Genomic DNA, 26,736 nt, shown 5'->3' on the forward strand with positions numbered 1-26,736 from the left:
TGCGTAGGCCACCAAGTTAGCTGACAGGTCGTCAGCGAAGAAGGGCCGGAAATGGCCGCTCGTTGGTTCGCACATGCTGGCCATCATGACCCCAGGCCCTTGCCCGTGCAATGAGACAGGGGATTTTCCGGCCGTACCTGCGGCACTATGATCGTCTCACCGGAAGTGAACGAGGGGACCCCCGCATGGCCATCACCGTCCGCCGCACCGCCCTGGCCGCCACCGCACTCGCCCTGGCCGCCGGCCTGACGGCGTGCGGCAGCTCGGGGTCGCCGTCCGCGACGAAGACCGCCTCCGGCGCTGCCGGGCCCTCCGGTACGGTCAACGTCTTCGCCGCCGCCTCGCTGAAGGAGAGCTTCACCGAGCTGGGCAGGAAGTTCGAGGCCGTCTACCCGGGGGTCACCGTGAAGTTCAACTTCGGTGGCAGCTCCGCCCTGGCCCAGAGCATCGTCTCGGGCGCCCCGGCCGACGTGTTCGCGGCGGCCAGCCCGGCGACCATGAAGACCGTCACCGACGCCAAGGCGGCCACCGCCCCCGAGGTCTTCGTCCGCAACACGCTCACCATCGCGGTGCCCAAGGGCAACCCCAAGCACCTCGCCGCCCTCAAGGACCTGGCGGGCGGCGGGCTCAAGGTGGCGCTCTGTGCGAAGGAGGTCCCGTGCGGCGCCGCCGCCGTGACCGCCCTCAAGGCGGGCGAGGTCAACCTGACCCCGGTCACCCTGGAGCAGGACGTCAAGGGCGCGCTGACCAAGGTCGAACTCGGCGAGGTGGACGCCTCGCTCGTGTACAGGACCGATGTGCTCGCCGATGCTGCGAAGATCGACGGTGTGGACTTCCCCGAGGCCGCCAAGGCCGTCAACGACTACCCGATCGCCGCGCTGACCAAGGCCCCCAACGCCGACGGCGCCGCCGCCTTCACCGCCTACGTCCGGTCCGCCGACGCCCGCCGGGTGCTCACCGCAGCGGGCTTCCAGACCCCGTGACGGCGGCTCGGAGCGCGTACCGGCGGACTCCGTTCGCGCTGCTGCTGCCCGCACTGCTCGGCCTCGCCTTCCTGGTGCTGCCGCTGGTCGGGCTGCTGATCCGGGCACCGTGGAGTGAACTGCCCACGCAGCTCACCAGCCCCGAGGTGTGGGAGGCGCTCCGGCTGTCGCTGGTCTGCGCGACGGCGGCCACCGCGCTCTCGCTGCTGCTCGGGGTGCCGCTGGCCTGGCTGCTGGCCAGGACGGACTTCCCCGGCCGGCGGTTCGTCCGGGCGCTGGTCACCCTGCCGCTGGTGCTGCCGCCCGTGGTCGGCGGGGTGGCGCTGCTGCTGGTGCTCGGCCGTAACGGCATCGCCGGGCGCTGGCTGGACTCGGCCTTCGGGATCACCCTGCCGTTCCACACCTCGGGGGTCGTGCTGGCCGAGGCGTTCGTCGCGATGCCGTTCCTGGTGATCAGCGTCGAGGGCGCCCTCCGGGCCGCCGACCCCCGGTACGAGGAGGCCGCCGCCACCCTCGGCGCCTCCCGGCTGACCGCGTTCCGCCGGGTCACCCTGCCGCTGATCGCCCCGGGCATCGCGGCCGGCTCGGTGCTCGCCTGGGCCCGCGCACTGGGCGAGTTCGGCGCGACCATCACCTTCGCGGGCAACTTCCCCGGCCGGACCCAGACCATGCCGCTGGCGGTCTACCTGGCGATGGAGTCCGACCCGGAGGCGGCGATCGCGCTCAGCCTGGTGCTGCTCGCGGTCTCCATCACCGTCCTGGCCGGGCTGCGCGGCCGGTGGATGTCCGGCACATGACCCAAGGGAGCTCCGTGACCCTCGATGCCCGCCTGGTGGTCGAACGCACCGGCCACGCCACCCGCTCGAGCTTCCGGCTGGACCTCGGGCTGCGCGCCGCGCCGGGCGAGGTGATCGCCCTGCTCGGCCCGAACGGCGCGGGCAAGTCCAGCGCTCTCCGGGCGCTGGCCGGACTGCTGCCGCTGACCGAGGGTCACCTGCGGCTGGACGGCACCACCCTGGAGGACCCCGCCTCGGGCGTGCACACCCCCGCCGAGGAGCGGCCGGTCGGCGTGGTGTTCCAGGACTACCTGCTCTTCCCGCACCTGTCCGCCCTGGACAACGTCGCCTTCGGACCGCGCTGCCGCGGCCTGGGCCGCCGCGCCTCCCGGGAGGCCGCCCTGCCCTGGCTGAAGCGGATGGGACTGGCCGAACACGCCCAGGCCAGGCCGGGCGCGCTCTCCGGTGGCCAGGCCCAGCGGGTCGCGCTGGCCAGGGCGCTCGCCGTACGGCCGAGGCTGCTGCTGCTGGACGAACCGCTGGCCGCACTGGACGCCCGCACCCGGCTGGACGTCCGCTCCCAACTCCGCCGCCATCTGCGCGAGTTCGAGGCAGTCGCGATCCTGGTCACGCACGACCCGCTGGACGCCATGGTGCTCGCCGACCGGCTGGTGGTGATCGAGGACGGGCGCGAGGTCCAGTCCGGCACCCCGGCCGAGATCGCCCGGCACCCGCGCACCGACTACATCGCCCGACTGGTCGGCCTCAACCTCTACCAGGGCACCGCCACCGGACACACCGTCACGCTCCCGGACGGCGGCCCGGTGCTCACCACCACCGAGGACCTGACAGGACCGGCCTTCGTCGCCTTCCCGCCCGCCGCCGTGACCCTGCACCGCACCCGGCCCGACTCCAGTGCACGCAACGTCTGGCAGCTGGAGGTGGCCGGGCTCGACCTGCACGGCGACCAGGTCCGGGTCGACCTGACCGGCCCGCTCCCGCTGGCCGCCGACCTCACCCCCGCTGCCGCCGCCGAACTCGACCTGGCCCCGGGCAGCCTGGTCTGGGCCGCCGTGAAGGCCGCCCAGACCCACGCCTACCCGGCCTGACCACCCGCCGGTACGGGTTCAACGCGGCACGAACCCGGACTCGTACGCCGCGATCACGGCCTGCGTCCGGTCCCGGGCGCCCAACTTCCCCAGCACGCTGCTGACGTGGGACTTCACCGTCTGCACGCCGAGGAAGAGCTGCTCGGCGATCTCGCCGTTGGAGAGCCCCTGGGCCACCAGCCGCAGCACCTCCGCCTCACGCTCCGTCAGCCCCGCCCGGGTCATCGCCTGCTCGGCGGGCCGGTTGGCCCGTTCGGCGGCCAGTCGGCGGATCGCGGCCGGGAACAGCAGCGACTCCCCCGCCGCCACCAGCCGCACCGCGTGCGCGATCTCGGCCGGCCGGGAGCGCTTGAGCAGGAAGCCGTCGGCGCCCGCCCGCAGCGCCTCGTAGACGTAGTCGTCGTTCTCGAAGGTGGTGACCACCAGGATCTTCGGCGGGTCGGCACTGGCGGCCAGGATCGCCTTGGTCGCGGTCAGGCCGTCCACCTCGGGCATCCGCACGTCCATCAGCACCACGTCCGGCGTGAGCGTACGGGCCAGCGCCATCGCCTCCGCTCCGTCCGCCGCCTCGCCCACCACCCGCAGGTCGCCCTGCGCCTCCAGCACGGCCCGCAGGCCGGCCCGGACCAGCTCCTCGTCGTCCACCAGCAGGATGTCGATCATGATCCCAACCGTAGCGGCAGCCGGACCGTCAGCACCCAGTCCTCCCCCTGCCACCCCGCAGCGGCCTCGCCGCCCAGCAGGGCGGCCCGTTCCCGGATGCCCCGTACGCCCTTGCCGCCACCTCGACGCGAACCGCCTCCCGATCCCCGGCCGTTGGCGCAGCACAGCTCCAACTTCCCGTCCCGCACGGCTATCCGAGCCACGATCGCCGCCCCCGCAGCATGCTTGAGCACGTTGGTCACCGCCTCCTGGACGATCCGGTAGGTCTCTCGGGAGAGCACCCCGGGCAGTGCGCCGGCCGGGATCTGCACCGTGGCCTCGACCGGGTGGCCGGCCGCCCGCGCGGTCTCGAACAGCCCGGGCAGCTGCTCCACGCCCGGCTGTTCCACCGCAGTCCCGTCGGGGGTCTCCCGGAGCAGCACCAGGGTCCGTTCCAGGTCGTCCATCGCCCGCCGACCGGTCTCCTCGATCACCTCCAACGCCTGTGCCACGAAGGCCGGATCAGCCACCTCCCGGGCCGCACCCGCCTGCAGCACGGTCACCGTGAGCGCGTGACCGATCGAGTCGTGCAGCTCCCGGGCCAGCCGGTTGCGCTCCAGCAGCCGTTCGGCCCGCAGCTCCGCCTCGGCCAGCCGCTCACTCGGCGAGGCTCCCAACAGCCGTACGGCCATGGCCAGTTGCAGACGGCCTGCGAGCACCACGAACCAGCCCAGGCCGAACAGCAGCACCGGCGCGAGCAGCGGATAGAGCAACATCTGCCCACCATCCGGGAGTTGCCACCCGAACAGCGTCGGCGCCCGGTCCTGGAACGGCTGGGTGGACAGCGAGCAGATCGCAACCAGACCGTGCACCGTGGCGAAGCCGGCCACCGTACCGAGCGCGACCCGGCCGAACAGCCAGCCCGCCGTCCGCCCCCGGTCCCGCCAGCCCGTCGAGGAGGTGACCCCGATCTGCTCCTCCCGCTCGGGCATCAGCAGCAGCCGGGCCTGCACCCCCTCGGCCCGCCGGGCGGCGGGCACCAGCGCGACCAGGGTGAGCAGCACGCTGTCCAGCAGCACACTGCCCGTCAGGATCTGCCGCAGGTCGACTCCTTCGGTGCCCGGATAGACCATCAGCACCACCCCGACGAAGACCACGCCGATCAGCAGGTGCAGCCACCTGGCGTAGGTGGCGGCGGCGAACAGCGGCGCGAAGATCTCGGACACCCCGCCATGGTGCCAGTTCACCGCCCCGGAGCGGCTCCCTCTCAGGAGGGAGCCGCTCCCCTCCTCGGCGGGATCCGCCACCGCGCGCGCTCCGGTCGAATGGGTCCCGTCAGCAACGACCAGGGAGGAAACCGTGATCCGGATCCAGGGCCTCAGCAAGAGCTACGGGGAGACCCGTGCGGTGGACGGCCTCAGCTTCGAGGTGAGGCCCGGCACCGTCACCGGTTTCCTCGGCCCCAACGGCGCGGGCAAGACCACCACGATGCGGATGATCCTCGGGCTGGACCGGCCGACCGCCGGGCAGGCCCTGATCGACGGCACCCCGTACGCCGAACTGACCACCCCGCTGCGGCAGGTGGGGGCGCTGCTGGACGCCCACGCCGTGCACGGCGGCCGGACGGCCCGGGGCCACCTGCTCTGCCTGGCCCGCAGCAACGGCATCCCGGACCGCCGGGTGGCGGAGGTGCTGGCCCAGGTCGGCCTGGCCGAGGTGGCCCGCAAGCGGGTGAAGGGCTTCTCGCTCGGCATGCGGCAGCGGCTCGGAGTGGCGGCGGCACTGCTCGGCGACCCGCCGGTGCTGCTGCTGGACGAGCCGGTGAACGGCCTGGACCCGGAGGGCATCCGGTGGATCCGTACCCTGCTGCGCGGCCTGGCCGCCGAGGGCCGGGCGGTGCTGGTCTCCTCGCACCTGATGTCGGAGATGGCGCTGACGGCGGATCACCTGGTGGTGATCGGCCGGGGGCGCCTGCTGGCGGACGCCTCGACGGCGGGGTTCATCGCCGAGCACGGCCGCCCCCGGCTCCGGGTCAGGGCGGTGGACCCGGACAAGCTGGCCCGGCTGCTCCGGGATTCGGGCCCGACCGCCGAACCGGCGGGCGACGGCGCCTGGGACGTCCAGGGCGTGACCGGCGAGGAGTTCGCCCGCCTCGCGGCCGAACACCGAGTCGTGCTGTACGAGATTTCGAGCCAACAGGACTCGTTGGAGGAGGCCTTCATGCGGATGACCGCGGACAGCGTCGAGTACCGGGCGGTGGCGGCATGACCACCACGGCCGTGTTCCGCTCCGAGTGGACCAAGTTCACCACCCTGCGCTCGCAGTGGTTCACCCCGCTGCTGGCCGTCCTGCTCAGCGTCGGCATCACGCTGGCCGTCAACAAGGCCTACGCCGCCGACACCTCGCTGCACGAGGACCCGAGCGTCGGTCTCTACTACGGGCTCAACTTCGGCCAGGTGGCGCTGGCCTGCTTCGGCGTCCTGCTGCTCGGCCAGGAGTACGACTCCGGCACCGTGCGCGCCTCGCTCACCGCCGTTCCCCGGCGCGGCCGGCTCTACCTCGGCAAGCTGCTGCTCGGCGGCGGGGTCGGCCTGCTGGCCGGTCTGCTGATCACGGCGGGCAGCGCACTGTCGATGAACGCCACGGACGCCTGGAACTTCGACCTCGCCGAGCCCGGCACCGTCCGAAGCCTCGCCGCCGGGGTGCTGTACTGCCCGCTGCTGGTCCTGCTCTGCCTGGGCCTGACCGCCGTGCTGCGCAACCTGACCGCCGCGATGGGCCTGATCACCCCGATGGTCTTCCTAGGCACGACCGCGCTGAGCGCGATCCCCGGCGTACGCCTGGCAGGCCAGTTCCTGCCGGACCGGGCCGGGCAGTACGCCTTCCGCTTCCAGGGGGACCCGAACATCTGGTTCGGCCACTGGACCGGCCTGCTGATCATGGCGACCTGGACCGCCCTGGCCCTGTACGGCGGCTGGCGGTCCCTCAGTAGGAAGGACGTCTAGTGGCGACCTTAGCTCGGTGATCAGTGGTGCGAGGGGCCGTGCGGTGTGCACGGCCCCTCGCACCGGGTGTGGGGCGCCCCGTTCCCGCCCTCGCCGTCCGGATCTGCACGTGGTGGTGAGCTGTGCGGTGTGCCCTGTCACCTGTACGCGGTGCTGAGCTGCACTGTTGGTGAGGAATCGAACCCCTGCGTTGCTCTTCACGCGCCAAGGGCCGGATAAACCGCCGACCCGCGGTGTGTGCACGCCTCCGTGACGACTACCTGCTTCCCACACCCGGCTTGTGGGGTCAGTCCTCGATCAGGTCGATCTCCCAGTTGGAGCGCTGGATCAGGCTGTCCACCTCGCGGATCTGCTTGGCCAACACGTCCGTCTCGGCGCGGAGTTCGGCGACCGGCAGAGCGGAGAGGATGCGCAGTTCGGAGCGCAACTGCCGTACCGCGCCGCGCTGGTCACGTCCGGAGGCGGCATCGGCGGCCGCGGTGGTCACCGAGTGGCGCAGCCGCAGGACGTCCCGGCGGGCGAGCGCGTCGGTCAGGGTGCCACCGCCGTCGATGACCGCGGTGGAGTTGGTCCGGTTGATCTGACGGATCAGCCGCTCCAACTCGTCCAGCACCGCCCCGGCCTGAGCCAGCAGCTCCGCGGCGTTCTCGGCCGGCTCCTCGCCCTCCTGGTAGCGGGCGCTGCCCACGACGCGCGTACGCAACTGCTCCACCTGCCGCACCGCAGCCGCGCGCTGCGCGAGTGCTTCAGCCAACTTCACCGCGTCATCACCTCTACGTCCTCCTGATCTTCCGGCAAGTATGCACGTCAGCGCCGGTCCGCCCGGCGGCGGGCCGGGTCAGGTCGGGCCGGCGGCGAAGGTTCTTGCTTACCCGAGCAAGAACGCCTAAGGTTTTGCTCAGGTAAGCAAAACATTGCTCAGGTGAGCAGAGAGCGGGGCGTGACCCGGCATGGGACGGACATTCACGGAGTCGGCGCGGCGCAGGCAGATCGTCGAGGCGGCGATCGAGGTGATCGCGGAGACCGGGTACGCCAAGGCGTCCTTCGCCCGGATCGCCGAGCAGGCCGGGCTGAGCAGCACCGGGATGATCTCGTACTACTTCGCGGGCAAGGACGACCTGATGCGCGAGGTGGTCACCGAGGTGCTGCGGGTCTCTCAGGAGTACATGCTGCCCCGCGTCACCGCCGCCGTCGGCCCCCGGGCGCGGTTGCGGGTCTCCATCGAGTCCAACGTCGAGCTGGTCTCGGTCTACCCGAAGCACCTCGCGGCCCTGATCGCGGTGCTGGCCGGGCTGGGCCCGCTCGACCAGTCGCAGGTGGAGTTCGCCGCCGGCCAGCGGGCCGTCCTGGCGGCCCAGGAGCAGGCCGTACGCGAGGCCCAGGCGGCCGGCGAGTTCGGCGCCTTCGATCCGGCGGTACTGGTCACGGCGGTGCGCGGCGCGATCGACGCACTGGTCGTCCGCGCGGTGGCCGAGCCCGGCCTGAACATCGCCGCCGCTGCCCGTGAGCTCGCCGACCTCTTCGACCGGGCCACCCGCCCGCCCACCACTCGGCACTGATCGCCAGCGACCGGCCACGCACCAAGAAGCGAAGGGCATCACCATGAACGGGGAGATCATGCAGAGCGAATCGCCGCGGACCACCGGGCCCGGGGCCGAGCCCGCCACCCCTCCGACCGCCGGCCCCGGTCCGCGCCGGCGCTCCGGCCGCCGCCGACTGATCGAGTCCCTGGTCTTCGAGCTCGCCCTCCCGTTGGGTGGCTACTACGTGATGGTCGGCCTGGGCCTCAGCCAGTGGGCGGCACTCACCATCAGCGGCGTGGTCGCCCTCCCCTGGCTGGTCCACGGCCTGGTCAAGCGCGGCCGGATCGAGGTGATGCCGGTCTTCACCCTGGTCCTGCTGGTCGCCGGGGCACTGATGTCAGTGGTGACCGGAAGTCCGCGGACGCTGCTGGTGCGCGACAGCTGGCTGTTCGGGGTGGCCGGCCTGTGGGTCCTCGGCAGCCTGGCCACCCAGCGGCCCTTCATGCTCAGCGCCGGCCGCTCCGTGGTCGCCTCCAAGGTCGGCGAGGAGGCCGCCACCGCCTGGGCCGGCCGCTGGCGCACCGAACCCGTCTTCCGTCACCACCTCCGCCTGCTGACCGCCGTCTGGGGCGCGGGCTTCCTCGCCGACGCCGTCCTCCGCGTCGTGTTCGCCTGCACCCTCCCCGTCTCGACCGTGCCCCTGGTCAACTCCCTCCAGTGGCTCGCGGTCCTGGGCGCCCTGTTCGGCTTCCACTACTGGTACGTCTCCCGCCACGACCTCAAGGTCTGACCGCCGCCCGTAGGACTCGGGACACCAGCGCCGCTCCGGCGGACACCACGGTCAGCCGCCCGCCACCGGTCCTAGGTCAACGGTCAGTTCGGCGCCGTCCCGGTGGTGCACGGTGCAGTAGGCGAACCGCCCGGCGCCCGAGAGCCACTCGGCCTGCGTCGGGCCCACCACCGACCGGGTGAGGCTCAGCGGGGAGTGGGTGGTGGATTCGGCCTCGGTGGCGGCCGTGTCGCAGTCGCTCCGCAGGAGGGCGAGGGCGGTGTGCCACTTCGCGGCGAAGGCCGGATCGGTGAGGGTCAGCACCTTGACCACCTGCGCCTGGTGCGGGCGGGCGCAGTCGAGCTCGGTCCAGCCGAGCCCCGCGTCCAGGTTCGTGTCCAGAGCCCCGGCCGGTTTGGTGTACGAGAGGCAGTCGCCGGGGTGCAGCTGTGCCGGGAGCGGGCTCGCGGTCGGGTGGTTCGGCTCCCACCCGGGGGTGACGGTGCTGTCGGAGGTGGCGTACGGCACGTTGGCGACCTTCACGGCGGCCAAGGCGAGGCCGAGCGAGACGACTCCGCCCAGGACAGCGCGGCGCACCCGGTGCTCCGACCCCTTGGCCTCCTTGACCCCCTTGGCCCCCAGCGGCACGCGGGCCGTGGGTATCTGACGCACCGTCTTCGGCGCCTTCCGGCCGCCGTGGCGTTCGGCCAGGCGGCGCAGCTGGTCGGCGACCGGCCCCGCCCCGGCCGGGCGGTCCGCCGGGTCGGCCCGGCACAGGGAGTCGATCAGCTGCTCCAACTCCTTGGGCACGTCCGGCCGGAGTTCCCGCAGCTGCGGCCCGCCGGACGGTGGCCGCCCGGTGAGCAGGGCGTGCAGGGTGCCGCCCAGCGCATACAGATCGGCTCGGGCGTCGACACTGCGGCCGCGGTGCTGCTCGGGCGCCATGTAGCCCCAGGTGCCGGCCGCGACGGTGTGTTCGGCACGGACGGTCTCGTCCACGGCCTGCGGGCGCTCGTGGACCAGGCCGAAGTCCAGCAGTTTGACGGTGCCGTCCTCGGTGAGGAAGAGGTTGCTCGGCTTGACGTCCCGGTGCACCAGCCCGGCGGCGTGCGCCACGGCCAGGGCGTCCGCCACCCGGGCGCCCACCTCGGCCGCCCAACCCACGGCAACCGGGCCGTCGCCCTGGCGGGCCTCCAGCGAACGGCCGGCCAGCAGCTCCATGACCAGGTACGGCAGGCCGTCGAACTCGCCGAAGTCGTGCACCACCACGATCCCCGGATGCTGCAGCCCGGCGACGGCCCGCGCCTCGCGCAGGAACCGCTCCCTGGAGTCGTCGTCCGTTTGGTGCAGCAGTTTCACCGCCACCCGCCGGTCGAGCAGCTGGTCCTCGGCCGCCCAGACCTCGCCCATCCCGCCGGCGCCCATCGGACGGTCCATCACGTACCGTCCTGCCACGACCGTGCCGCTCTGCACCGCGTCCGCCTTCCGCTCCGAAGATCACCGGGAGCGGCCAGCATAGGGTCACCCACCGTCGGCCCGGTGCGGCTAATCCGTGGGTTGTCCAGGGAGCCTGACCCTCGGTCAGGCCCGCAGGGCCGGGTGGTCCGCGACGACAGTGCAGGAGCCGGGGGCGATCTCGGTGAAGCCCGCGTCGCGGACCACCGGCAGGTGACCGGCCGTCAGTTCGGCCCAGTCCTCCTTGGCGGCGGTCCTGACGGCGAGCCGGAAGCCCGTCTCCGCCCACTCCTTGCGCTGCGCGTCGTCCAGCCGCCACCAGGCGAGCTGGGCGGCGTGGCCGGTCTGGGCCATGGTCTTGCCCGCGCTCATCTCCAGCTCCGGGTTGAGCCAGAGCACGGGCACCCCGGGCTCGACCGGGCCGGGCTGCTCGGCGTCGTCCAGATCGGTGCCGGAGACCTGGAGCTTGGCCAGCTCCTTCGGCCAGCCGTCCAGCGGGATCGGCGGGAAGACCCGGACCTCCGCCGCCGCACCGACGACCGTGATGCCGGGCAGCTCGTTCGCCTTGCGCCACTCACCGCCCCGGGCCCGCCGGACCACCTTGCGGATCCGGGCGTCCTCCCAGGCGGCCACCCGCTCCGCCCACTCCCCCTCCGGCTCGGCCACCCGGGGGTCGGCGAGCAGCGTGAGCACCGCTCGGGCCGAGGTCTCCAGCGCGTCGGTACGGGCCGGAGGTTCGGCCTTCTCCAGCCGGACCACCAGCGGCAGCACGTACTGCGGCTGGTCGTCGCGCGGGTCGGAGGCGGCCGGGGTGCTGGGAGCGGTGAAGGGAGACGTGGTCACCCCACCAGAATGCCAGCACCCGGCCCGCGTCCGACCCGCAGGTCAGCACACCGACAGCAGCAGGCCCCGGTACCGGCAGCCGCAGGCCGCCGCACCGGTAACCGCAGCTCAGCGCCGGTATCCCCGCCCCGCCTCGCGCTCCTCCGCGTCCTCGTAGGTGAGGAACCAGCCCTCCGGGTGGGTGGCGGCCAGCAGTTGGTCGGTCCGGTCGGCGGTGTCCAGGTCGGGATCGCCCTGCTCCTCGGGGCCGTACACCCCGAACAGCTCGTCGGCGCAGCCGTCCCAGTCGTAGTCGTACAGGTCGACCGGCAGGTCGCCCATCATGTCGGCGACCGCCTGCGGCTGGGAGCCGAGCAGCTCCCGGGCGTCCACCAGGGCCAGCCGGAGCGCGAGTTCCTCGGCGAGGCAGCGCGGCAGCGGCCACTCGCCGAGCGCCAGGTCGTCGGCCAGGTCGTCGAAGGTGCGGGCCATCGAGCGGCGCCAGCCCCGGTGCAGGTTCCAGGTCCGGCGGGGCAGCCGGGCCAGGACGGCCCAGTCCGCCTCCTCCTCGTCGGTGACCGGGTCGCCCTCGTGCTCGTCCAGGTCGTCGTAGGCCGCGTCGGCCAGCGTGATCAGCTGGGTGTGCAGGAGGCAGGCGGTGCGCGGCGTCAGGGTCCAGTCCCCGGTGCCGCCGCCCTCCTCGTCGTCCAGGTCGAGCGGGAACAGCTCGGCGAAGTCGGGCGCGAAGTCGTCGGTCAGCGCGATCTCCAGCGTGCCGCCGAGGGCCTCCACCCCGGGGATCGCCGCCACCAGCCGGTCCGGGTGCAGCAGTGCGCCGAGGGCCGCGTTCGGGTCCTCGGAGACTTCCCGCAGTAGTGCCTCCCGCTGCCCGTCCGGGTCGACCCCGGCGAAGTCCAGCTCCGCCACGGCGGCGCGGGCGGCGGCCCGCAACGCGTCCCAGTCGGTGATCCTGATGCCGAGCACCACCGTCGCCTCGATCTCCTGCGCACCGGAGTCACCGGAGCTGCCGGAGCTGCCGGAGTTACCGGAATCGCCGGAATCCGCCGCCGCGCCCGGCCCCTGATGATCGCTTCGCTCGCCCATGGGACAAGGTTTACAGACTGTTCGCGAGCGAGTCCACCGGCTTGGCCCGCCTTCGAGCGGCAGGATGAACGCATGAGCAACCTTGACGAGTACGGCGGCGGGCAGGGCCCGAGTGCCGATGTGCTGGTGGTCACGACCAACGACGTCCCGGGGTACCGGGTGGACCGGGTGATCGGGGAGGTCTTCGGGCTCACCGTGCGGAGCCGGCACCTGGGCACCCAGATCGGTGCCTCGTTCAAGTCGATGCTGGGCGGCGAGCTCAAGGGGCTCACCAAGACCCTGGTCGAATCGCGGAACCAGGCGATGGAGCGGCTGGTCGAGCAGACCAAGGCACGCGGCGGCAACGCGGTGCTGATGATGCGCTTCGACGTGACCGAGGCGGCGGACCTGGGCACCGAGATCTGCGCGTACGGGACGGCCGTGGTGATCTCGCCCGCGCCGTAGGGAACACGGCCGTCGCGACCGATGTTTCACTGTCGTGACTGTTTACGATGCAACGACCGATGTGGATGTCGTGGTGATCGGCGCCGGACAGGCGGGTCTGTCCGCCGCCTACCACCTGCGGCGACGCGGTCTGGCGCCGTACGCGGACTTCGTGGTGCTGGACGCCGACGACGCCCCGGGCGGGGCCTGGGCGCACCGCTCGCCCTCGCTCCGGATGGCCACCGTGCACGGCTTCCACGACCTGCCCGACTTCGAGCTCCCGCCGCCCGACCCGGCCGCCCCGGCCCGCGAGGTGGTGCCCGGCTACTTCGCCGCGTACGAGGCGAAGCACGCGCTGCCGGTGGTCCGGCCGGTCCGGGTACGGTCCGTCAGCTCACGAGCCGACGGGCGGCTGCTGGTCTCCACCGACGCGGGTGACTGGACCGCCCGGGCGCTGGTCAACGCGACCGGCACCTGGAGCAGGCCGTTCCTGCCGTACCACCCCGGGCACTTCACCGGCCGTCAGCTGCACTACGCGGACTACCGGGGCCCCGGGGAGTTCGCCGGGCAGCGCGTGCTGGTGGTCGGCGGCGGCGCCTCGGCGATCCAGGTGCTCTCCGAGGTCGCCGAAGTCGCCGAGACGGTCTGGGTCACCCGGCGCGAACCGGTCTACCGGGAAGGACCGTTCACCGAGGAGTCGGGCCGCGCGGCGGTCGCCCTGGTCGAGCAGCGGGTCCGGCAGGGGCTGCCGGTGCGCAGCGTGGTCAGCGTCACCGGCCTCGGCCCCTCGGTCGCCTACCGCCGCGCCGAGGAGCTCGGCGCGCTGCGCCGCCGCCCGATGTTCGACCGCCTCACCGAGCACGGAGTCGCCTGGGGGGAGCAGGAGTTGACGGTGGACGCGATCGTCTGGGCCACCGGCTTCCGCCCCGAGGTCGGGCACCTGGCCCCGCTCGGCCTGCGCTCCGCCGCCGGCGGCATCCGCCTCGACGGCACCCGCGCGGTCGACGACCCCCGGATCCACCTGGTCGGCTACGGCCCGTCCGCCTCCACCATCGGCGCCAACCGAGCCGGGCGCAGCGCCGTCAACGAGATATTCCGGCTGCTCGGACCCCCCACCGCAGCCCCCGCCCTGACCGGCTGACCAGCCACCTGGCGGTGCTCATACCGCCACACAAGCCCACCGCCCGGGCCGGCGGCGAGCCGGCCCGACCGTGGCCCGGCGGCGTGTCAGCGGTCGTAGTCGACCGTCACGCGGTCGGAGAGCGGCCGCGCCTGGCAGGTCAGCACGTAGCCGGCCGCCAACTCCTTCTCCTCCAGGGCGAAGTTGCGGCGCATCTCCACCTCGCCCTCGGTGACCAGGGCGCGGCAGGTGCCGCAGACACCGCCCTTGCAGGCGAACGGCAGGTCGGGGCGGGCGCGTTGGGCGCCGTCCAGGATCGAGCGGTCGCGCGGCAGGGCCAGGGTGCCGGAGCGGCCGTCCAGCACCACCGTCACCTCGGAGCGCTCGCCGTCCGGCTCCTCGGGCGCCCGCTCGGCGACCGGCTCGTCCTCGGCGTGGAACAGCTCCTGGTGCACCCGGTCGGCGGGCACGCCCAGCTCGGCCAGCAGCTCCTTGGCGCCCACCACCATCCCGTACGGGCCGCAGAGCCACCAGTGGTCCACCTCGGACACGTCCAGCAGCGCGCCGAACAGCGCCCGCACCCGCTCCGGGTCCAGTCGGCCGCTGAGCAGCTCGGCGTCCCTGGTCTCCCGGGAGAGCACGTGCAGCAGCTGGAACCGCTCCAGGTGGGTGTCCTTCAGGTCGGCCAGCTCGTCGGCGAACATCACCGTGTCGCTGCTCCGGTTCCCGTACACCAGTACGACCTCGGACTCGCCGTCGGCCAGCACCGAGGCGGCGATCGAGAGCATCGGCGTGATGCCGGAACCGGCGGCCAGCAGCACGTGCCGGCCCGGCACCGTCAGGTCCGGGGTGAACAGGCCGACCGGCGGCATCACCTCGACGGTCTCGCCGACCCGGGCGTCCCGGACCAGCCACCGCGAGAACAGCCCGCCCGGCACCTCCCGGACCGCGATCCGCAGCGGCCCGCCCACCGGCGCGCAGATCGAGTACGAGCGCCGCTCGTCCACGCCGTCCACGATCCGACGCAGGGTCAGGGTCTGCCCGGGGCGGAAGGCGTACTCCTCCGCCGACCCGGCGGGCACCTCGAAGGTGACCGCGACGGCGTCCTCGCAGAGCGGCTCCAGCTCCGCGATCCGCAGCTCCTGGAAGGTGAGCCTGCGCGCAGTGGTGGTCAACTCAGATCTCCTTGATCCGTTCGAAGGGCTCCCGGCAGTCCCGGCACCGCCAGAGCGCCTTGCAGGAGGTGGAGCCGAAGCGCGACAGCTCCTCGGTGTCCTGGCTGCCGCACTGCGGGCAGGGCACCGCGAGCCGGGTGCGGCCCAGCGTCAGCAGGCCGGTGTGCACCGGCGGGGCGATGCCCGCCGCCGAGAGCTTGACCCGGCCCGCCTCGGTGATCAGGTCGGTGCTCCACGGCGGGTCGAGCCGGAGCCGGACCTCGACCCGGGACCAGCCCGCCGCCCGCAGTCGGCCCGCCACGTCGGCGGCCATCTCGGCCACCGCCGGGCAGCCGGAGTACGTCGGGGTGAGCCAGGCGGTGACGGCCGGACCGTCCTCCGCCACCTCGGCCAGCACACCCAGCTCGGCCAGCGTGAGCATCGGCAGCTCGGGGTCGGGGACGGCGGCGGCCACCTCCCAGGCGGACAGCGTGGTCACCATGATGCCCCCGGGTGCGCCCTGGCCACCACCTGAAGCTCGGCCAGCAGCAGGCCGAGTGCCTCGGTGTGCACGCCGTCCCGCCCGGCCCGACCGCCGATCCGGGCCATCGGCGCCACCTCCGGCACGGTGAGGCCGGCCCCGGTGATCACCTCGGTGAGCTCCGCGAGCACCGGCTCGCGGAGCTCCGCCGGGTCGACGCCGAGCCGCGACTCGACCTGATGGGGCGTGAACAGTTCGTCCAGCAGCGGCCAGACCGCCGCCAGCCCTGCCTGCATTCGCTCGGCGGAGTACGCCGTGCCGTCGCCGAGCCGCAGCGTCCAGGCGGCGGCGTACTCGCGGTGGTACGCCAGCTCCTTGACGCCCCGGGCCGCGACCGCCGCCAGCACCGGGTCGGCGTGCGTGCGCAGCCGCTGGTACAGCGCGTGCCTGGCGGTGGCGAACAGCAGCAGCCGGGCGACGGTGTGCCCGAAGTCGCCGTTCGGGACCTCCACCAGGCGGACGTTGCGGAACTCGTGCGCCTCGCGCCAGTACGCGAGGTCGTCCTCGGTGCGCTCGGTGCCGTCCACCTGGCCCGAACGGGTGAGCAGTTGGCGGGCCTGGCCGAGCAGGTCGAGGCCGAGGTTGGCGAGCGCCACCTCCTCCTCCAGCTCGGGCGCCCGGGTGCACCACTCGATCAGCCGCTGGGCCAGGATCAGCGCGTCGTCGCCGAGCATCAGGCAGTACGCCGCCAGGTCAGCCGCGTCCACCCCCGCCGGAACGGCCCGGTCCACGCCGAGCAGCGGGTCGGCGAAGCCGGTGCCGTACGCCCAGCGGGCCTCGCCCTCCGGGCCGTGGTCGGCCTCGGCGAGGGACAGGTACACGTGGTCGTCGCTCATGAGAGGTGCTCCCCCGTCAGATGTGCGGGACATCCTCGGGGATGTCGTAGAAGGTCGGGTGCCGGTAGACCTTGTCCCCGCTGGGGGCGAAGAACGGGTCCTGCTCGTCCGGGGTGGAGGCGGTGATCGCGGTGGAGGGGACCACCCAGAGGCTCACGCCCTCGTTGCGCCGGGTGTAGAGGTCGCGGGCGGCGAGCAGCGCCATCCGGTCGTCGGCGGCGTGCAGCGAGCCGACGTGCACGTGGTTGAGCCCGCGCCGGGGGCGGACGAAGACCTCGTACAGCGGCCAGTCGGCCTTGGTCATCGCTTCTTCTCCTTCTTGGCCGCGTGGGCCAGGGCGGCTTCGCGCACCCAGGCACCGTCCTCGTGGGCGGCCCGGCGGCGCTCGACGCGCTGCGCGTTGCACGGGCCCTGACCCTTGATCACCTGCTTGAGCTCCGACCAGTCCGGCTCGCCGAAGTCCCAGCTGCCGCGCTCCTCGTTCCAGACCAGCTCGGGGTCGGGGAGGGTGACGCCGAGGTGCTGCGCCTGCGGGACCGTCATGTCGACAAATCGCTGTCGCAGCTCGTCGTTGGTGTGGCGCTTGATCCGCCAGGCCATCGACTGCGCCGTGTTCGGCGAGTCGCCGTCCGGCGGGCCGAACATCATCAGCGACGGCCACCACCAGCGGTCCACCGCGTCCTGCACCATCGCGCGCTGGGCCTCGGTGCCGCGCATCATCGTCATCAGCAGCTCGAACCCCTGCCGCTGGTGGAACGACTCCTCCTTGCAGACCCGCACCATCGCCCGCGCGTAGGGACCGTACGAGCAGCGGCACAGCGGCACCTGGTTGCAGATCGCCGCGCCGTCCACCAGCCAGCCGATCACGCCGACGTCGGCGAAGCTCAGCGTCGGGTAGTTGAAGATCGAGGAGTACTTCTGCCGCCCCGAGATCAGTTTCTCGGTCAGCTCCGCGCGGTCCACCCCGAGGGTCTCGGCCGCCGCGTAGAGGTAGAGCCCGTGGCCCGCCTCGTCCTGCGCCTTGGCCAGCAGGATCGCCTTCCGCCGCAGCGAGGGCGCCCTGGTCAGCCAGGCGCCCTCCGGCTGCATGCCGATGATCTCGGAGTGCGCGTGCTGCGCGATCTGCCGCACCAGCGTGGCCCGGTACGCCTCGGGCATCCAGTCCCGCGGCTCCACCCGCTGCTCGGCCGCCACCACCGCGTCGAACCGACCCTCCAGGGCCTCCACCGCTTCGGACACCGTCACCGCACTCGCCTCCCGACTGACCGTTCGGTCGGTACCATTGTGTAGCCACGACCTCACCCCTGACAAGAGCGGGCCGCCGCCACTCCCCGGCGGCGCCGGCGTCAGGACGGCCGAGGAGCCGGCACGGTACGGAGCAGCCGGACCCAGGGCGACCAGCAGGCCGGGGCGGGGCAGGCTGCCGGTGACCTCCCACTGGAGGTTGTCGAAGGCGTCCTGCCGCAGGGCCCGGCGCATCCAGCGGATCGCGAAGGGCCAGTACGGGGCATGGAACAGGAGCGTCGCAAGCTGGGTCCGGGCGACTGGCGCAGGCCGCGTTGACCGCGCCGGGCGAGGGTAATCCGGCCGCGGTCGCGGTGGAGCCGGTGGCCGCCCGGCTCGGCGCCATCAAGGGGGTGGGGCACGATCAGCTCGCCGCCCGGCTGCCGGGCCTGCTGCCGTTGGACGAGCCGGACCAACTGACCAACTATCTCGACGCGTTCACCGCCCTGCTGCTGGCGGACGCCCCCGCCCCGGCCTGAACCGACCAGGCCGGGGCGGGTCCTGTCCTACGGGCGCTCGCGCAGGCGGGGCAGCGGGACGGCCAGCAGAGCGGCCAACAGCGCTATCCGGGGCGCGAGTTGGTCGGTGCGGATGTGCTCGTGGCGGGCGTGCGGGCCGGCTCCGACCGCGCCGAGGCCGTCGAGGGTGGGGAGCCCCCGGGCACCGGCGATGTTGGTGTCTCCCGCGCCGCCCGCCGGGGCGCCGTCGAGGTTCTGGCCGAGGGCTGCGGCCAGCGAACGGACGTGCCGGAGGAGCGGGTTGGTCGGCCGCACCGGCCAGGTGGGACGGCTGGAGACCACCTCGGCGCGGACCTTGGCACCGGGCCGGAAGGCGGTCAGCTGCGCCAGGGTGTCGAGGGTGCGGCGCTGGGCCTCGGGGGTGGCGAACCGGAGGCCGAGCTCGGCCTCGGCCCGGCCCGCGACCACGTTGGCCCGGGTGCCGCCGGTGATCCGGCCGGCGTTCAGCTCGGTGCCTGGCTGGTTCACCAGGCCGCGCACCAGGACCAGTTGGTCGACCAGTTCGTCCACCGCCGAGATGCCCAGCGCGGCGTCGTTTCCCGCATGGGCCTCGCGGCCGATGACGGTGAGCCGGACCCGGCTGCTGCCCCGGCGGGCGGTCTTGAGGCTGCCGTCGGGGTGCGGCGGCTCCAGCCCCAGGACGGCGGCCGCCCCGGCCAGCTGGCGTTCCACCAGCTTGCGGCCGTCCGGACTGCCCAGCTCCTCGTCCGCGACCACCACCAGCCGGACCGGCCGGTGCGGCCGCTGCCCCAGGTCGGCGAGCAGCGCGAACGCCCCCTCCACCAGTGCGAGCCCGGCCTTCATGTCGAGGACGCCGGGGCCGGTCAACGCGCCGTCGCGCTCCTCCACCGGCCAGTCCGCCAGGGTGCCGACCGGCCAGACGGTGTCGTGGTGGCCGACCACCAGCAGCGGCGCCAGGCTCTCGTCCCGCCCGGGCCAGTCCATCACCAGATGGTCCCCGGCCTCGTTCGGCACCCGGCGGACCTGGGCACCGGTGGCGGCGTAGCCCGCGCTCAACTCCTCGGCCAGTGCGTTGAGTCGGGCGCTGTCGCCGGTCGGCGACTCGATCCGCGCCAGGTCGGCGCAGCGGCTGCGGACGGCGCGGCCCAGGGTGCGGGCCCGGGAGTGCAGCGTGGCCGGCAGCCCGGGGAGTGCGTCCGCGAAGGCGACCTCGACGGCGGGCGGCCTGGCGGCGGTACGACCGCCGGGCGCGGTACGGCCGATGGCCTCGGTATGGCCGGCGGGCGCGGCGGCCGACTGCGGGCTCATCGGGCGCCTCCCCGGCCGCTGCCGGTACTCAGCGCGGTGAGCGCGAGTGGGACGGGCGCACCGGCCGGCCGGTGCGGCGTCGGTATGGCGGGCTCGGCGCGACGGCGGTGTACCTCGTCGGGCGACGGCTGGTGGAGCGACCTCGGGCTGGGCAACACTGCGTCCTCCTCGCTCGGTCCGGTGACCCCGGCTCGGCCCGGGGCACCTGGGACGGCGGCTCCCGCGCGCCGGTGCGGACGGGCACCGGCACGGGGGAAGCCGCGAGGTGAGCCTAGAAGATTCGTTCGTTCCCCTGCGAGGTGGCCCGGTGGTCCAAGCATCGGTGACCGGCGGGAGGCAGCCGCCGCTCTGGGCGCTCCCGGCTCGGGTCGCCCGGGCCGCGCTCATCTCCACGATGGACCTCGGGCTGCCTCCGTGCCCTCCGAATCGCGGGCCACGGGCCGGAAGCACGCCTGATGGGTGACGGCCGGTCAGCCTTTGGTACCAGTCCCCCGGCTGAGCGCAACGGTGGCTCCCTCGCACTCCGCCACTCCCGGATTCGTCCGGAACTTCGGCCTGAACCAGTACTCGAGAGCTGAGCAGATGACAGATATTGAAATCTGTCATCGCTCATGTCATAGTTGAGGCATCAGCCATCCTCTCCCTGGAGACCCCCTCATGAACGCCACCGCTCGCATCCGCCTCGGCCGCACCGGCCCGGAGACCTTCGTGTTCGGCCTCGGCCTGATGGGCATGTCCGACCTGTACGGCCCGGCCGACGAGGCCGAGTCGATCGCCACCGTCCACGCGGCGCTGGACGCGGGCGTCACCCTGATGGACACCGGCGACTTCTACGGCATGGGCCACAACGAGCTGCTGCTGCACGAGGCCCTGCGCGGCCGCGACCGCGAGGCGGTGCAGATCAGCGTCAAGTTCGGCGCCCAGCGCGGCCCGGACCGCAGCTGGCTCGGCTACGACGCCAGCCCGGCGGCCACCAAGACCGCCCTCGCGTACACGCTGCGCCGCCTGCGCACCGACTACGTCGACATCTACCGCCCGGCCCGGCTCGACCCGGACGTGCCGGTCGAGGAGACCGTCGGCGCGATCGCCGACCTGGTCAAGGCGGGGTACGTCCGGCACATCGGTCTCTCCGAGGTCGGCGCCGACACCCTGCGGCGGGCCGCCGCCGTGCACCCGATCAGCGACCTGCAGATCGAGTACTCGCTGCTCTCCCGTGGCATCGAGGCCGACATCCTGCCCACCGCCCGGGAGCTGGGCATCGGCGTGACCGCGTACGGAGTGCTCTCGCGCGGCCTGCTCAGCGGCCACTGGCAGAGCGACCGGGAGGTCGCGGCCACCGACTTCCGCGGCTTCAGCCCGCGCTTCCAGGGCGGGAACCTGACCCACAACCTGGCCCTGGTCGAGGCCCTGCGGGCGATCGCCGAGGCCAAGGGCGCCAGTGTCGCCCAGGTCGCCATCGCCTGGGTCGCCTCGCGGGGCGCGGACATCGTGCCGCTGGTCGGCGCCCGTCGCCGGGACCGGCTGGCCGAGGCGCTCGGGGCGCTGGAGGTCCATCTCACCGAGAGTGAGCTGGCGGCCGTCGAGGCGGCCGTCCCGGCCGGGTCGGCCGCCGGGGAGAGGTACGCTGCGGCACAGATGGCCCACCTCGACAGCGAGCACTGAGCCGCCGTCATCCCGACCCGAGGAAAGACCGTGACCAGCGACAGCGCCCTGACCTCCGAGCAGATCCTCAGCGCCGCCGAGGACGTGCTGCGGCGGTTCGGGCCCGGCAAGGCCACGGTGGTGGACATCGCCCGCGCCCTCGGCGTCAGCCATGGCAGCGTCTACCGGCACTTCGCCAGCAAGGCGGCGCTCCGCGAGGCCGTCACGCAGCGCTGGCTGGACCAGGCGCACCACGAGCTGGCCACGATCAGCACCCAGGCCGGTCCGGCCCCCGAGCGGCTGCACCGCTGGCTGGCCACGCTGTTCACGGCCAAGCGCCGCAAGGCGCTGGAGGACCCGGAGCTGTTCGCCACCTACCTCACCCTGGTCGGCGAACTCTCCAGCACCGTCGAGGCCCACATCGAGACCCTGGTCACCCAGATCGCCGCCATCCTCGCCGACGGCGTCCGCCAGGGTGAGTTCCGCGTCACCGACCCCGTTCCCACCGCCCGGGCGGTCTTCCAGGCCACCGCCCACTTCCACGACCCGGTGCACGCCGGCGAGTGGTCCGACCCGCGCAGCGAGACGGACTTCGAGGCGCTCTGGTCCCTGCTGCTGAGCGGCCTGAGCGCGACCGGCTGAGCCCGCCCGGAAACCCGGTCGCCCCCGGGCGGGCCGGACCGCGAGGATGGAACCTCCGGCCGAGCCCCAGGGGGACGATCATGCGCCACGCCCACGACAGCCTGCACGGCCTCGCCCTGGGTGACGCCTTCGGTGACCGCTGGTTCGAACTCACCCCGGACGAGGCGGAGCTGGAGCTGGCGGGCCGTCAGGTCCGGCCCGGGCCGTGGTACTGGACCGACGACACCGCGATGGCGCTGGTGCTGTTCCGGCACCTGGAGGCGTACGGCGAGGTGCGGCCCGACCTGCTGGCGGCCGAGTTCGCGCGGGAGTACACGGCCCGTCCGGACCGCAACTACGGCCCCTCGATGCACCAGGTGCTGCGGCAGATCGACGCGGGCGCCGACTGGCGCACCGTCACCGCCGGGATGTTCGGCGGCCAGGGCTCGTACGGGAACGGGGCCGCGATGCGGGTGGCGCCGCTCGGAACGTGGTTCGCCGAAGACCTCGACCGTGTGGCGGAGCAGGCCCGGCTCTCGGCCCTGGTCACGCACTTCAACCCGGAGGCCGTGGCCGGTGCGGTCGCCGTCGCGGTGGCGGCGGCCCTGGCCGTCCGGAGCCGGGGCGCGGCGGCGCCGGAGCGCGCGGACTTCCTCACCGAGGTGGCGGGGTGGCTGCCGGAGAGCGACGTCAGGTCCGGACTGCGAATCGCCGCCCGGTTCCCGGCCGGAACCTCGGTGCGGCACGCCTCCGCGGTGCTCGGCTCGGGGCTGCTGATCTCGGCGCCGGACACGGTGCCGTTCGCCCTCTGGTCCGCGGCCGGCGAGCTGGACGACCTGCACGGCGCCATCTGGCAGACCCTCGGCGGCTGGGGCGACATGGACACCACCTGCGCGATCGCCGCCGGCGTGGTGGCGGCCAGGACCGGGCTCGGCCGGGTCCCGGCCGCCTGGTGGCAGGCGGCGGAAGAACTCCCGGGTCAGTCCCGGGAGTTGCCGAAGACGATCCGGTAGCCGACCAGCAGGACGAAGGCGCCCGCGACGGCGGCGATCCAGGTGGCCGGGTCGTAGAAGCCGGTGTTCACCGGGCGGTGCAGCAGTGACGAGGACAGCCAGCCGCCGACGAAGGATCCCGCGATCCCGATCAGCGTGGTGACGATCAGGCCACCCGGGTCGCGGCCGGGCAGGATGAACTTGGCAATGCCCCCGGCGACCAGGCCGAGGATGATCCAGCTGACGATACCCATGGTGTTGTTCCTGCCCTTCCCCTCAGCCGCCCATGCGTGAGCGGTGTCGGAGAGCAGGACGCAGGTGGTCGGCCACCCGGTTGCGCCGGGCGGGCGACCACCTGCCGGTACGCGCTTGACGCGGCCGCTCCGCACCGACAGGATCGCCCCATGGACACCGGCACCACGCTCGTCTGCCGCCTGCACGTCGATCTGCGACGCCAGGCGAGCGACATGTGTGCCTGCTGACGGTTCCACCTCGTTCCCTGTGACCACTGCCAGGGCCTGAGCCGCCACGTCGGCTCCGCTCCACCCCGCTCCCTTCGCGCTCGACCGTCACCGTGCCACCGCACGGCTGGCGGTCCGCTTCGGCTACCCGAGGACCCGTCATGAGCCTTGATCTCGCCGTCCCACCGACCATCGCACCCAAGCCGCTCGCCCCGGCCGCCGCGCTCTCCCCCGCCGCCCTGCGGGAGATCGTCCGGGCCGCGGCCGACCGCCCCGCCGTCTGGCTTCCCCGGGTCCGCCTCTCTGCCGAGGAACGCTGGTACGAGCGGCTGAGCCTGACCGAGGATCACGAGGTCTGGCTGATCAGCTGGCTGCCCGGCCAGTCCACCGGCTTCCACGACCACGGTGACTCCAGGGGCGCGTTCACCGTAGCGCTCGGTGAGTTGGAGGAGCTCTCCCTCGGCGGGCCCGACCACGGGCTGCTGGTCAAGCGCCTGGCACCGGGAGCGGTCCGCTCCTTCGGCCCGGAGTACCTGCACGACGTACGGAACACCACCACGGGACCGGCCGTCACCATCCACGCGTACTCGCCACCGCTGAGCGAGATGGCCAGGTACGAACTTCGGGCGGGCGGTCTGGTGCAGACCGCCTCGGAGCGAGCGGAGCAGTGGTCATGAGCGGCATCGACGCGTTGGTGGAGCGGTCCCGCGAGGGCGTGCACCGGCCGGGCCCGGCGGAGGCGTACCGGGCGGCGGCCGAGGGTGCGCTGCTGGTGGACATCCGGCCGGTCGGGCAGCGGGCCAGGGAGGGGGAGATCCCCGGCGCACTGCTGATCGAGCGCAACGTCCTGGAGTGGCGGCTCGATCCGACGGGCAGTCACCGCATCCCGCAGGCCACCGGGCCTGACCTGGCGGTGATCGTGGTCTGCTCCGGCGGTTACGCCTCCAGCCTGGCGGCCGCCGCCCTGCGCGAGATCGGGCTGCCCCGCGCCACCGACCTGGACGGCGGCTTCGTGGCCTGGGCGGCAGCCGGTCTGCCCACCAGGCCGGGCGGCCAACCCTCGTACGACGAGGTGCAGCTGACCCGACGTGACGAGCATCGCGAAGGTCCGACCGGGCACTGAGGTTTGTGGTCGTCCTGGTCCGGGCAAGCCATAACGTCTTCAAGATCCGTACCGACCGTACCGACCGACCCGTCTGACCCAGCGGCACCGGGCGCCACCGGGCGCCCCGGGCCCGACAACCCCGACCGAGGACCCTGACGTGATCAGATTCGACGGCGCAGCCAAGCGCCACCCGGACGGCACCACGGCCGTCGAAGGGCTGGACCTGGATGTGCCCGCCGGCCGGATAACCGTGCTGGTCGGCCCGTCCGGGTGCGGCAAGACCACCCTGCTGCGGATGGTCAACCGGATGGTCGAGCCGACCGGCGGCCGGGTGCTGCTGGACGGCACCGACGTCGCGCAGCTGGACGCGGCCAAGCTGCGCCGGGGCATCGGCTACGTGATCCAGCAGGCCGGGCTCTTCCCGCACCGGAAGGTGATCGACAACATCGCCACCGTGCCGTACCTGCTCGGCTGGGACCGGAAGCGGGCCCGGGCCAGGGCCGCCGAACTGCTCGACCTGGTCGGCCTCGCGCCGGAGACCGCCAAGCGGTACCCGTACCAGCTGTCCGGCGGCCAGCAGCAGCGGGTCGGGGTGGCCCGGGCGCTGGCGGCGGACCCGCCGGTGCTGCTGATGGACGAGCCGTTCAGCGCGGTCGACCCGGTGGTCCGGAGCGGTCTGCAGGAGGAACTGCTCAGACTGCAGGGCGAGTTGAACAAGACAGTGCTCTTCGTCACGCACGACATCGAGGAGGCCGTCCGGCTCGGTGACCAGGTGGTGGTGCTCCGCGAGCACGGCCGGATCGCCCAACAGGCCGATCCGCACACGCTGTTGACCGCGCCCGCGGATGAGGGCGTGGCCGGCTTCCTGGGCCGGGACCGCGGCCTGCGCGGCCTCGGGCTGCGGCCCGCCGACGGCATCGCGGTCCGCCCGCTGGACGCGGGCACCGGGCACGGCGGCTGGCAGCTGGCCCTGGACCCGGCGGGCCGCCCGCTCGAGTGGCGGCACCCGGACCGTCCGGCCTCGCCCGCGCCGGGCTTCAGACCCGGCCGGGACACCCTGCGGACGGCCTTGGACGCCGCCGTGCTCTCCCCCGCCGCCACTGCCGTGGTGCTGGACGCAGACGGCCTGGCCGTCGGCACCGCTGACCGGGCCGCCGTGCTGGCCGCCCTCGCCGAGCAGCCCGGGGCGGCCGACCGTGCCTGACGACGAACCCCTGGTCCGGTGGGACTGGATCGCCGACCACCTCGGCTACCTCGGCGGACTCGCCCTGGACCACGCGGTGATGTCCCTGCTCCCGGTGCTGATCGGCCTGCTGCTGGCGCTCCCGCTCGGGCTGGTCTGCGCGCGCTTCCCCCGCCTCTACCAGCCGCTCGCGGTGGTCTTCAACACGCTGTACGCGCTGCCCGCGCTGGCGGTGTTCATGCTGCTGGTGCCCTACACCGGCCTCGGTGAGCTGGCCACTGTGATGATCCCGCTGACCTTCTACGCGCTGGCGCTGCTGCTGCCCACCGTCGTGGAGGGCATCCGGTCCACCCCCGAGGCCGTCCGGCAGGCTGCCGTCGCACTCGGCTACGGCCCCTGGCGTCGACTGACCGCCGTCGAACTCCATTCCGCCGTGCCCTACTTGGTGGCCGGACTGCGGGTCGCCGCGGTCTCCAGCATCTCGATGGCGGCGGTCGGCGCGCTGATCGGCCGCGGTGGGCTGGGCTACCTGTTCATCAACGGGTTCCAGCGCACCTTCACCACGCCGATCCTGGCCGGGATCGTGCTGATCGTGGCCCTGGCGCTGCTGGTCGACCTGGTGCTGGTGCTGGCCAGACGGATGCTCGCGCCGTGGGCGGTCCGGGAGCAGGGGGCCGCGAAGTGAACTGGATCGACTGGCTGAACGCCTTCTTCTCCTCCCCCGCCCACCGGAGCGGTCCCGACTCGGTGCTGCACCGGCTCACCGAACACCTCGCCTTCACCGGTGAATCCCTGCTCTACGCAAGCCTGTTGGCCGTCCCGGCCGGACTGCTGCTCGGCTACACCGGCCGGGGCTCCGCCCTGGTCACCGGCCTGACCGGCATCGCGCGGGCACTGCCCACGCTCGGCCTGGTCACCCTGGTGGTGCTGCTGGCGGGGGTCGGGGAGGGCGCCGTCCTGATCCCGCTGGTGGTGCTGGCTGTCCCACCCCTGCTGGTGGGCGCGGTGGAAGGGGTCCGCGGCACCGATCCGGACCTGCGGGACGCTGCCCGGGGTATCGGCCTGACGCACCGTCAGGTCCTGTTCCAGGTCTGCCTTCCGGCCGCGCTGCCCGCACTGCTGAACGGCCTGCGCAGCGCCACCATCCAGGTGATCGCGACCGCCACGGTGGCCGCGTACGTCGGTCTGGGCGGCCTCGGCCGCTACGTCATCGACGGCCTGGCCCTGCGCGACTACCCCTCCGTGGCCGGCGGGGCGGTGCTCGTGGTGCTGCTCGCGGTGCTCACCCAGCTGCTGTTCGCCGGACTGCTCCGGTACGCCCTGCCACCCGGTATCCGGCCCCGGCGTGCCGTCAACTGACCACTCATGACCGGCCGTCCGCTCCTGCCGAAGCGAACCTG

General features: G+C 73.2%; 31 protein-coding genes. 18 read left to right on the forward strand and 13 right to left on the reverse strand.

Annotated elements, in window-relative coordinates; all coding sequences use genetic code 11:
• The first annotated feature begins 185 nt into the window (after positions 1-185).
• From modA to ACKUU6_RS06220, 3 genes are read left to right on the forward strand one after another with little or no spacing between them, the layout of a single operon-like run.
• Positions 186-983 (forward strand): molybdate ABC transporter substrate-binding protein, encoded by a 798-nt coding sequence (gene modA / locus ACKUU6_RS06210; protein WP_407987441.1) that lies wholly within the window; start codon positions 186-188, stop codon positions 981-983.
• Entirely contained in the window at positions 980-1,780 is an 801-nt protein-coding gene (locus tag ACKUU6_RS06215; protein ID WP_407987442.1) for an ABC transporter permease, read from the forward strand. Before modA ends, ACKUU6_RS06215 begins: the two co-directional genes overlap by 4 nt.
• Positions 1,777-2,868 carry an ABC transporter ATP-binding protein gene (locus ACKUU6_RS06220; protein WP_407987443.1) on the forward strand — a complete coding sequence of 364 codons (1,092 nt, stop codon included), beginning with the start codon at positions 1,777-1,779 and terminating at the stop codon, positions 2,866-2,868. Before ACKUU6_RS06215 ends, ACKUU6_RS06220 begins: the two co-directional genes overlap by 4 nt.
• A gap of 18 nt (positions 2,869-2,886) precedes the next feature.
• On the opposite strand, the gene ACKUU6_RS06225 is transcribed toward ACKUU6_RS06220, so the two are convergent.
• A complete protein-coding gene (locus tag ACKUU6_RS06225) occupies positions 2,887-3,534 on the reverse strand; it encodes a response regulator (RefSeq protein ID WP_407992052.1) in 648 nt (215 codons plus the stop codon).
• On the reverse strand, positions 3,528-4,736 hold the full coding sequence (locus tag ACKUU6_RS06230; RefSeq protein ID WP_407987444.1) for a sensor histidine kinase: 1,209 nt from the start codon (positions 4,734-4,736) through the stop codon (positions 3,528-3,530). Before ACKUU6_RS06230 ends, ACKUU6_RS06225 begins: the two co-directional genes overlap by 7 nt.
• Before the next feature lie 133 nt (positions 4,737-4,869).
• Between ACKUU6_RS06230 and ACKUU6_RS06235 the strand changes: the two genes are divergently transcribed.
• Entirely contained in the window at positions 4,870-5,778 is a 909-nt protein-coding gene (locus tag ACKUU6_RS06235; RefSeq protein WP_407987445.1) for an ABC transporter ATP-binding protein, read from the forward strand.
• Positions 5,775-6,515: a hypothetical protein gene (locus ACKUU6_RS06240; RefSeq protein WP_407987446.1), complete on the forward strand. Its 741-nt coding sequence runs from the start codon at positions 5,775-5,777 to the stop codon at positions 6,513-6,515. The genes ACKUU6_RS06235 and ACKUU6_RS06240 overlap by 4 nt, the downstream gene beginning before the upstream one ends.
• Positions 6,516-6,801: 286 nt before the next feature.
• On the opposite strand, the gene ACKUU6_RS06245 is transcribed toward ACKUU6_RS06240, so the two are convergent.
• Positions 6,802-7,275, reverse strand: coding sequence for a DIP1984 family protein (locus ACKUU6_RS06245; RefSeq protein WP_407987447.1), 474 nt, complete (start codon positions 7,273-7,275; stop codon positions 6,802-6,804).
• 190 nt (positions 7,276-7,465) lie between these two features.
• On the opposite strand from ACKUU6_RS06245, the gene ACKUU6_RS06250 reads away from it, so the two are divergent.
• Together ACKUU6_RS06250 and ACKUU6_RS06255 are read left to right on the forward strand one after the other, a co-directional pair.
• The gene (locus tag ACKUU6_RS06250) at positions 7,466-8,074 is read left to right on the forward strand and encodes a TetR family transcriptional regulator (RefSeq protein ID WP_407987448.1); all 609 of its coding nucleotides are present in this window, start codon (positions 7,466-7,468) and stop codon (positions 8,072-8,074) included.
• Positions 8,075-8,117: 43 nt separating this feature from the next.
• Positions 8,118-8,828: a VC0807 family protein gene (locus ACKUU6_RS06255; RefSeq protein WP_407987449.1), complete on the forward strand. Its 711-nt coding sequence runs from the start codon at positions 8,118-8,120 to the stop codon at positions 8,826-8,828.
• Positions 8,829-8,879: 51 nt separating this feature from the next.
• Here ACKUU6_RS06255 and ACKUU6_RS06260 read toward each other — a convergent pair whose 3' ends face one another.
• The 3 genes from ACKUU6_RS06260 to ACKUU6_RS06270 form a co-directional block, all read right to left on the reverse strand.
• The gene (locus ACKUU6_RS06260; protein ID WP_407987450.1) at positions 8,880-10,244 is read right to left on the reverse strand and encodes a serine/threonine-protein kinase; all 1,365 of its coding nucleotides are present in this window, start codon (positions 10,242-10,244) and stop codon (positions 8,880-8,882) included.
• 144 nt (positions 10,245-10,388) lie between these two features.
• Complete coding sequence (locus ACKUU6_RS06265) at positions 10,389-11,105, reverse strand: aminoacyl-tRNA hydrolase (protein ID WP_407987451.1); 717 nt, start codon at positions 11,103-11,105, stop codon at positions 10,389-10,391.
• A gap of 108 nt (positions 11,106-11,213) precedes the next feature.
• Positions 11,214-12,188, reverse strand: coding sequence for a hypothetical protein (locus ACKUU6_RS06270; RefSeq protein WP_407987452.1), 975 nt, complete (start codon positions 12,186-12,188; stop codon positions 11,214-11,216).
• Between the two features lie 72 nt (positions 12,189-12,260).
• Here ACKUU6_RS06270 and ACKUU6_RS06275 point away from each other — a divergent pair, with 72 nt between their 5' ends.
• Positions 12,261-12,632 carry a YbjQ family protein gene (locus tag ACKUU6_RS06275; protein WP_407987453.1) on the forward strand — a complete coding sequence of 124 codons (372 nt, stop codon included), beginning with the start codon at positions 12,261-12,263 and terminating at the stop codon, positions 12,630-12,632.
• A gap of 34 nt (positions 12,633-12,666) precedes the next feature.
• Complete coding sequence (locus tag ACKUU6_RS06280; protein WP_407987454.1) at positions 12,667-13,752, forward strand: FAD-dependent oxidoreductase; 1,086 nt, start codon at positions 12,667-12,669, stop codon at positions 13,750-13,752.
• Positions 13,753-13,838: 86 nt separating this feature from the next.
• Here ACKUU6_RS06280 and paaE read toward each other — a convergent pair whose 3' ends face one another.
• From paaE to paaA, 5 genes are read right to left on the reverse strand one after another with little or no spacing between them, the layout of a single operon-like run.
• Complete coding sequence (gene paaE, locus ACKUU6_RS06285; protein ID WP_407987455.1) at positions 13,839-14,906, reverse strand: 1,2-phenylacetyl-CoA epoxidase subunit PaaE; 1,068 nt, start codon at positions 14,904-14,906, stop codon at positions 13,839-13,841.
• 1 nt (position 14,907) lies between these two features.
• A complete protein-coding gene (paaD, locus tag ACKUU6_RS06290; protein WP_407987456.1) occupies positions 14,908-15,387 on the reverse strand; it encodes a 1,2-phenylacetyl-CoA epoxidase subunit PaaD in 480 nt (159 codons plus the stop codon).
• The gene (paaC, locus tag ACKUU6_RS06295; RefSeq protein WP_407987457.1) at positions 15,381-16,262 is read right to left on the reverse strand and encodes a 1,2-phenylacetyl-CoA epoxidase subunit PaaC; all 882 of its coding nucleotides are present in this window, start codon (positions 16,260-16,262) and stop codon (positions 15,381-15,383) included. Before paaC ends, paaD begins: the two co-directional genes overlap by 7 nt.
• 16 nt (positions 16,263-16,278) lie before the next feature.
• Entirely contained in the window at positions 16,279-16,566 is a 288-nt protein-coding gene (paaB, locus tag ACKUU6_RS06300; protein WP_407987458.1) for a 1,2-phenylacetyl-CoA epoxidase subunit PaaB, read from the reverse strand.
• On the reverse strand, positions 16,563-17,507 hold the full coding sequence (gene paaA, locus ACKUU6_RS06305; RefSeq protein ID WP_407987459.1) for a 1,2-phenylacetyl-CoA epoxidase subunit PaaA: 945 nt from the start codon (positions 17,505-17,507) through the stop codon (positions 16,563-16,565). The genes paaB and paaA overlap by 4 nt, the downstream gene beginning before the upstream one ends.
• A 314-nt stretch (positions 17,508-17,821) precedes the next feature.
• Here paaA and ACKUU6_RS06310 point away from each other — a divergent pair, with 314 nt between their 5' ends.
• Complete coding sequence (locus tag ACKUU6_RS06310; protein WP_407987460.1) at positions 17,822-18,025, forward strand: hypothetical protein; 204 nt, start codon at positions 17,822-17,824, stop codon at positions 18,023-18,025.
• A gap of 27 nt (positions 18,026-18,052) precedes the next feature.
• Here the strand turns inward: ACKUU6_RS06310 and ACKUU6_RS06315 are convergent, their stop codons facing one another.
• The gene (locus ACKUU6_RS06315) at positions 18,053-19,333 is read right to left on the reverse strand and encodes a M20 family metallopeptidase (RefSeq protein ID WP_407987461.1); all 1,281 of its coding nucleotides are present in this window, start codon (positions 19,331-19,333) and stop codon (positions 18,053-18,055) included.
• 657 nt (positions 19,334-19,990) lie between these two features.
• On the opposite strand from ACKUU6_RS06315, the gene ACKUU6_RS06320 reads away from it, so the two are divergent.
• The 3 genes from ACKUU6_RS06320 (at position 19,991) to ACKUU6_RS06330 (ending at position 22,608) form a co-directional block, all read left to right on the forward strand.
• On the forward strand, positions 19,991-20,995 hold the full coding sequence (locus ACKUU6_RS06320) for an aldo/keto reductase (RefSeq protein WP_407987462.1): 1,005 nt from the start codon (positions 19,991-19,993) through the stop codon (positions 20,993-20,995).
• A gap of 30 nt (positions 20,996-21,025) precedes the next feature.
• Entirely contained in the window at positions 21,026-21,616 is a 591-nt protein-coding gene (locus tag ACKUU6_RS06325) for a TetR family transcriptional regulator (RefSeq protein WP_407987463.1), read from the forward strand.
• Between the two features lie 80 nt (positions 21,617-21,696).
• On the forward strand, positions 21,697-22,608 hold the full coding sequence (locus ACKUU6_RS06330) for an ADP-ribosylglycohydrolase family protein (RefSeq protein WP_407987464.1): 912 nt from the start codon (positions 21,697-21,699) through the stop codon (positions 22,606-22,608).
• On the opposite strand, the gene ACKUU6_RS06335 is transcribed toward ACKUU6_RS06330, so the two are convergent.
• Positions 22,575-22,841 (reverse strand): GlsB/YeaQ/YmgE family stress response membrane protein, encoded by a 267-nt coding sequence (locus ACKUU6_RS06335; RefSeq protein WP_407987465.1) that lies wholly within the window; start codon positions 22,839-22,841, stop codon positions 22,575-22,577. The genes ACKUU6_RS06330 and ACKUU6_RS06335 overlap by 34 nt on opposite strands.
• A gap of 368 nt (positions 22,842-23,209) precedes the next feature.
• On the opposite strand from ACKUU6_RS06335, the gene ACKUU6_RS06340 reads away from it, so the two are divergent.
• The 5 genes from ACKUU6_RS06340 (at position 23,210) to ACKUU6_RS06360 (ending at position 26,695) form a co-directional block, all read left to right on the forward strand.
• Positions 23,210-23,725, forward strand: a complete 516-nt coding sequence (locus tag ACKUU6_RS06340; protein ID WP_407987466.1) for a cysteine dioxygenase — start codon at positions 23,210-23,212, stop codon at positions 23,723-23,725.
• On the forward strand, positions 23,722-24,171 hold the full coding sequence (locus ACKUU6_RS06345) for a rhodanese-like domain-containing protein (RefSeq protein WP_407987467.1): 450 nt from the start codon (positions 23,722-23,724) through the stop codon (positions 24,169-24,171). The genes ACKUU6_RS06340 and ACKUU6_RS06345 overlap by 4 nt, the downstream gene beginning before the upstream one ends.
• Positions 24,172-24,310: 139 nt before the next feature.
• Positions 24,311-25,357, forward strand: coding sequence for an ABC transporter ATP-binding protein (locus tag ACKUU6_RS06350; protein ID WP_407987468.1), 1,047 nt, complete (start codon positions 24,311-24,313; stop codon positions 25,355-25,357).
• Positions 25,350-26,021: an ABC transporter permease gene (locus ACKUU6_RS06355; protein ID WP_407987469.1), complete on the forward strand. Its 672-nt coding sequence runs from the start codon at positions 25,350-25,352 to the stop codon at positions 26,019-26,021. The genes ACKUU6_RS06350 and ACKUU6_RS06355 overlap by 8 nt, the downstream gene beginning before the upstream one ends.
• Positions 26,018-26,695 (forward strand): ABC transporter permease, encoded by a 678-nt coding sequence (locus ACKUU6_RS06360; protein ID WP_407987470.1) that lies wholly within the window; start codon positions 26,018-26,020, stop codon positions 26,693-26,695. Before ACKUU6_RS06355 ends, ACKUU6_RS06360 begins: the two co-directional genes overlap by 4 nt.
• Positions 26,696-26,736 lie beyond the last annotated feature (41 nt).

Source organism: Kitasatospora sp. CMC57, from assembly GCF_045866025.2.
GTDB lineage: Bacteria > Actinomycetota > Actinomycetes > Streptomycetales > Streptomycetaceae > Kitasatospora.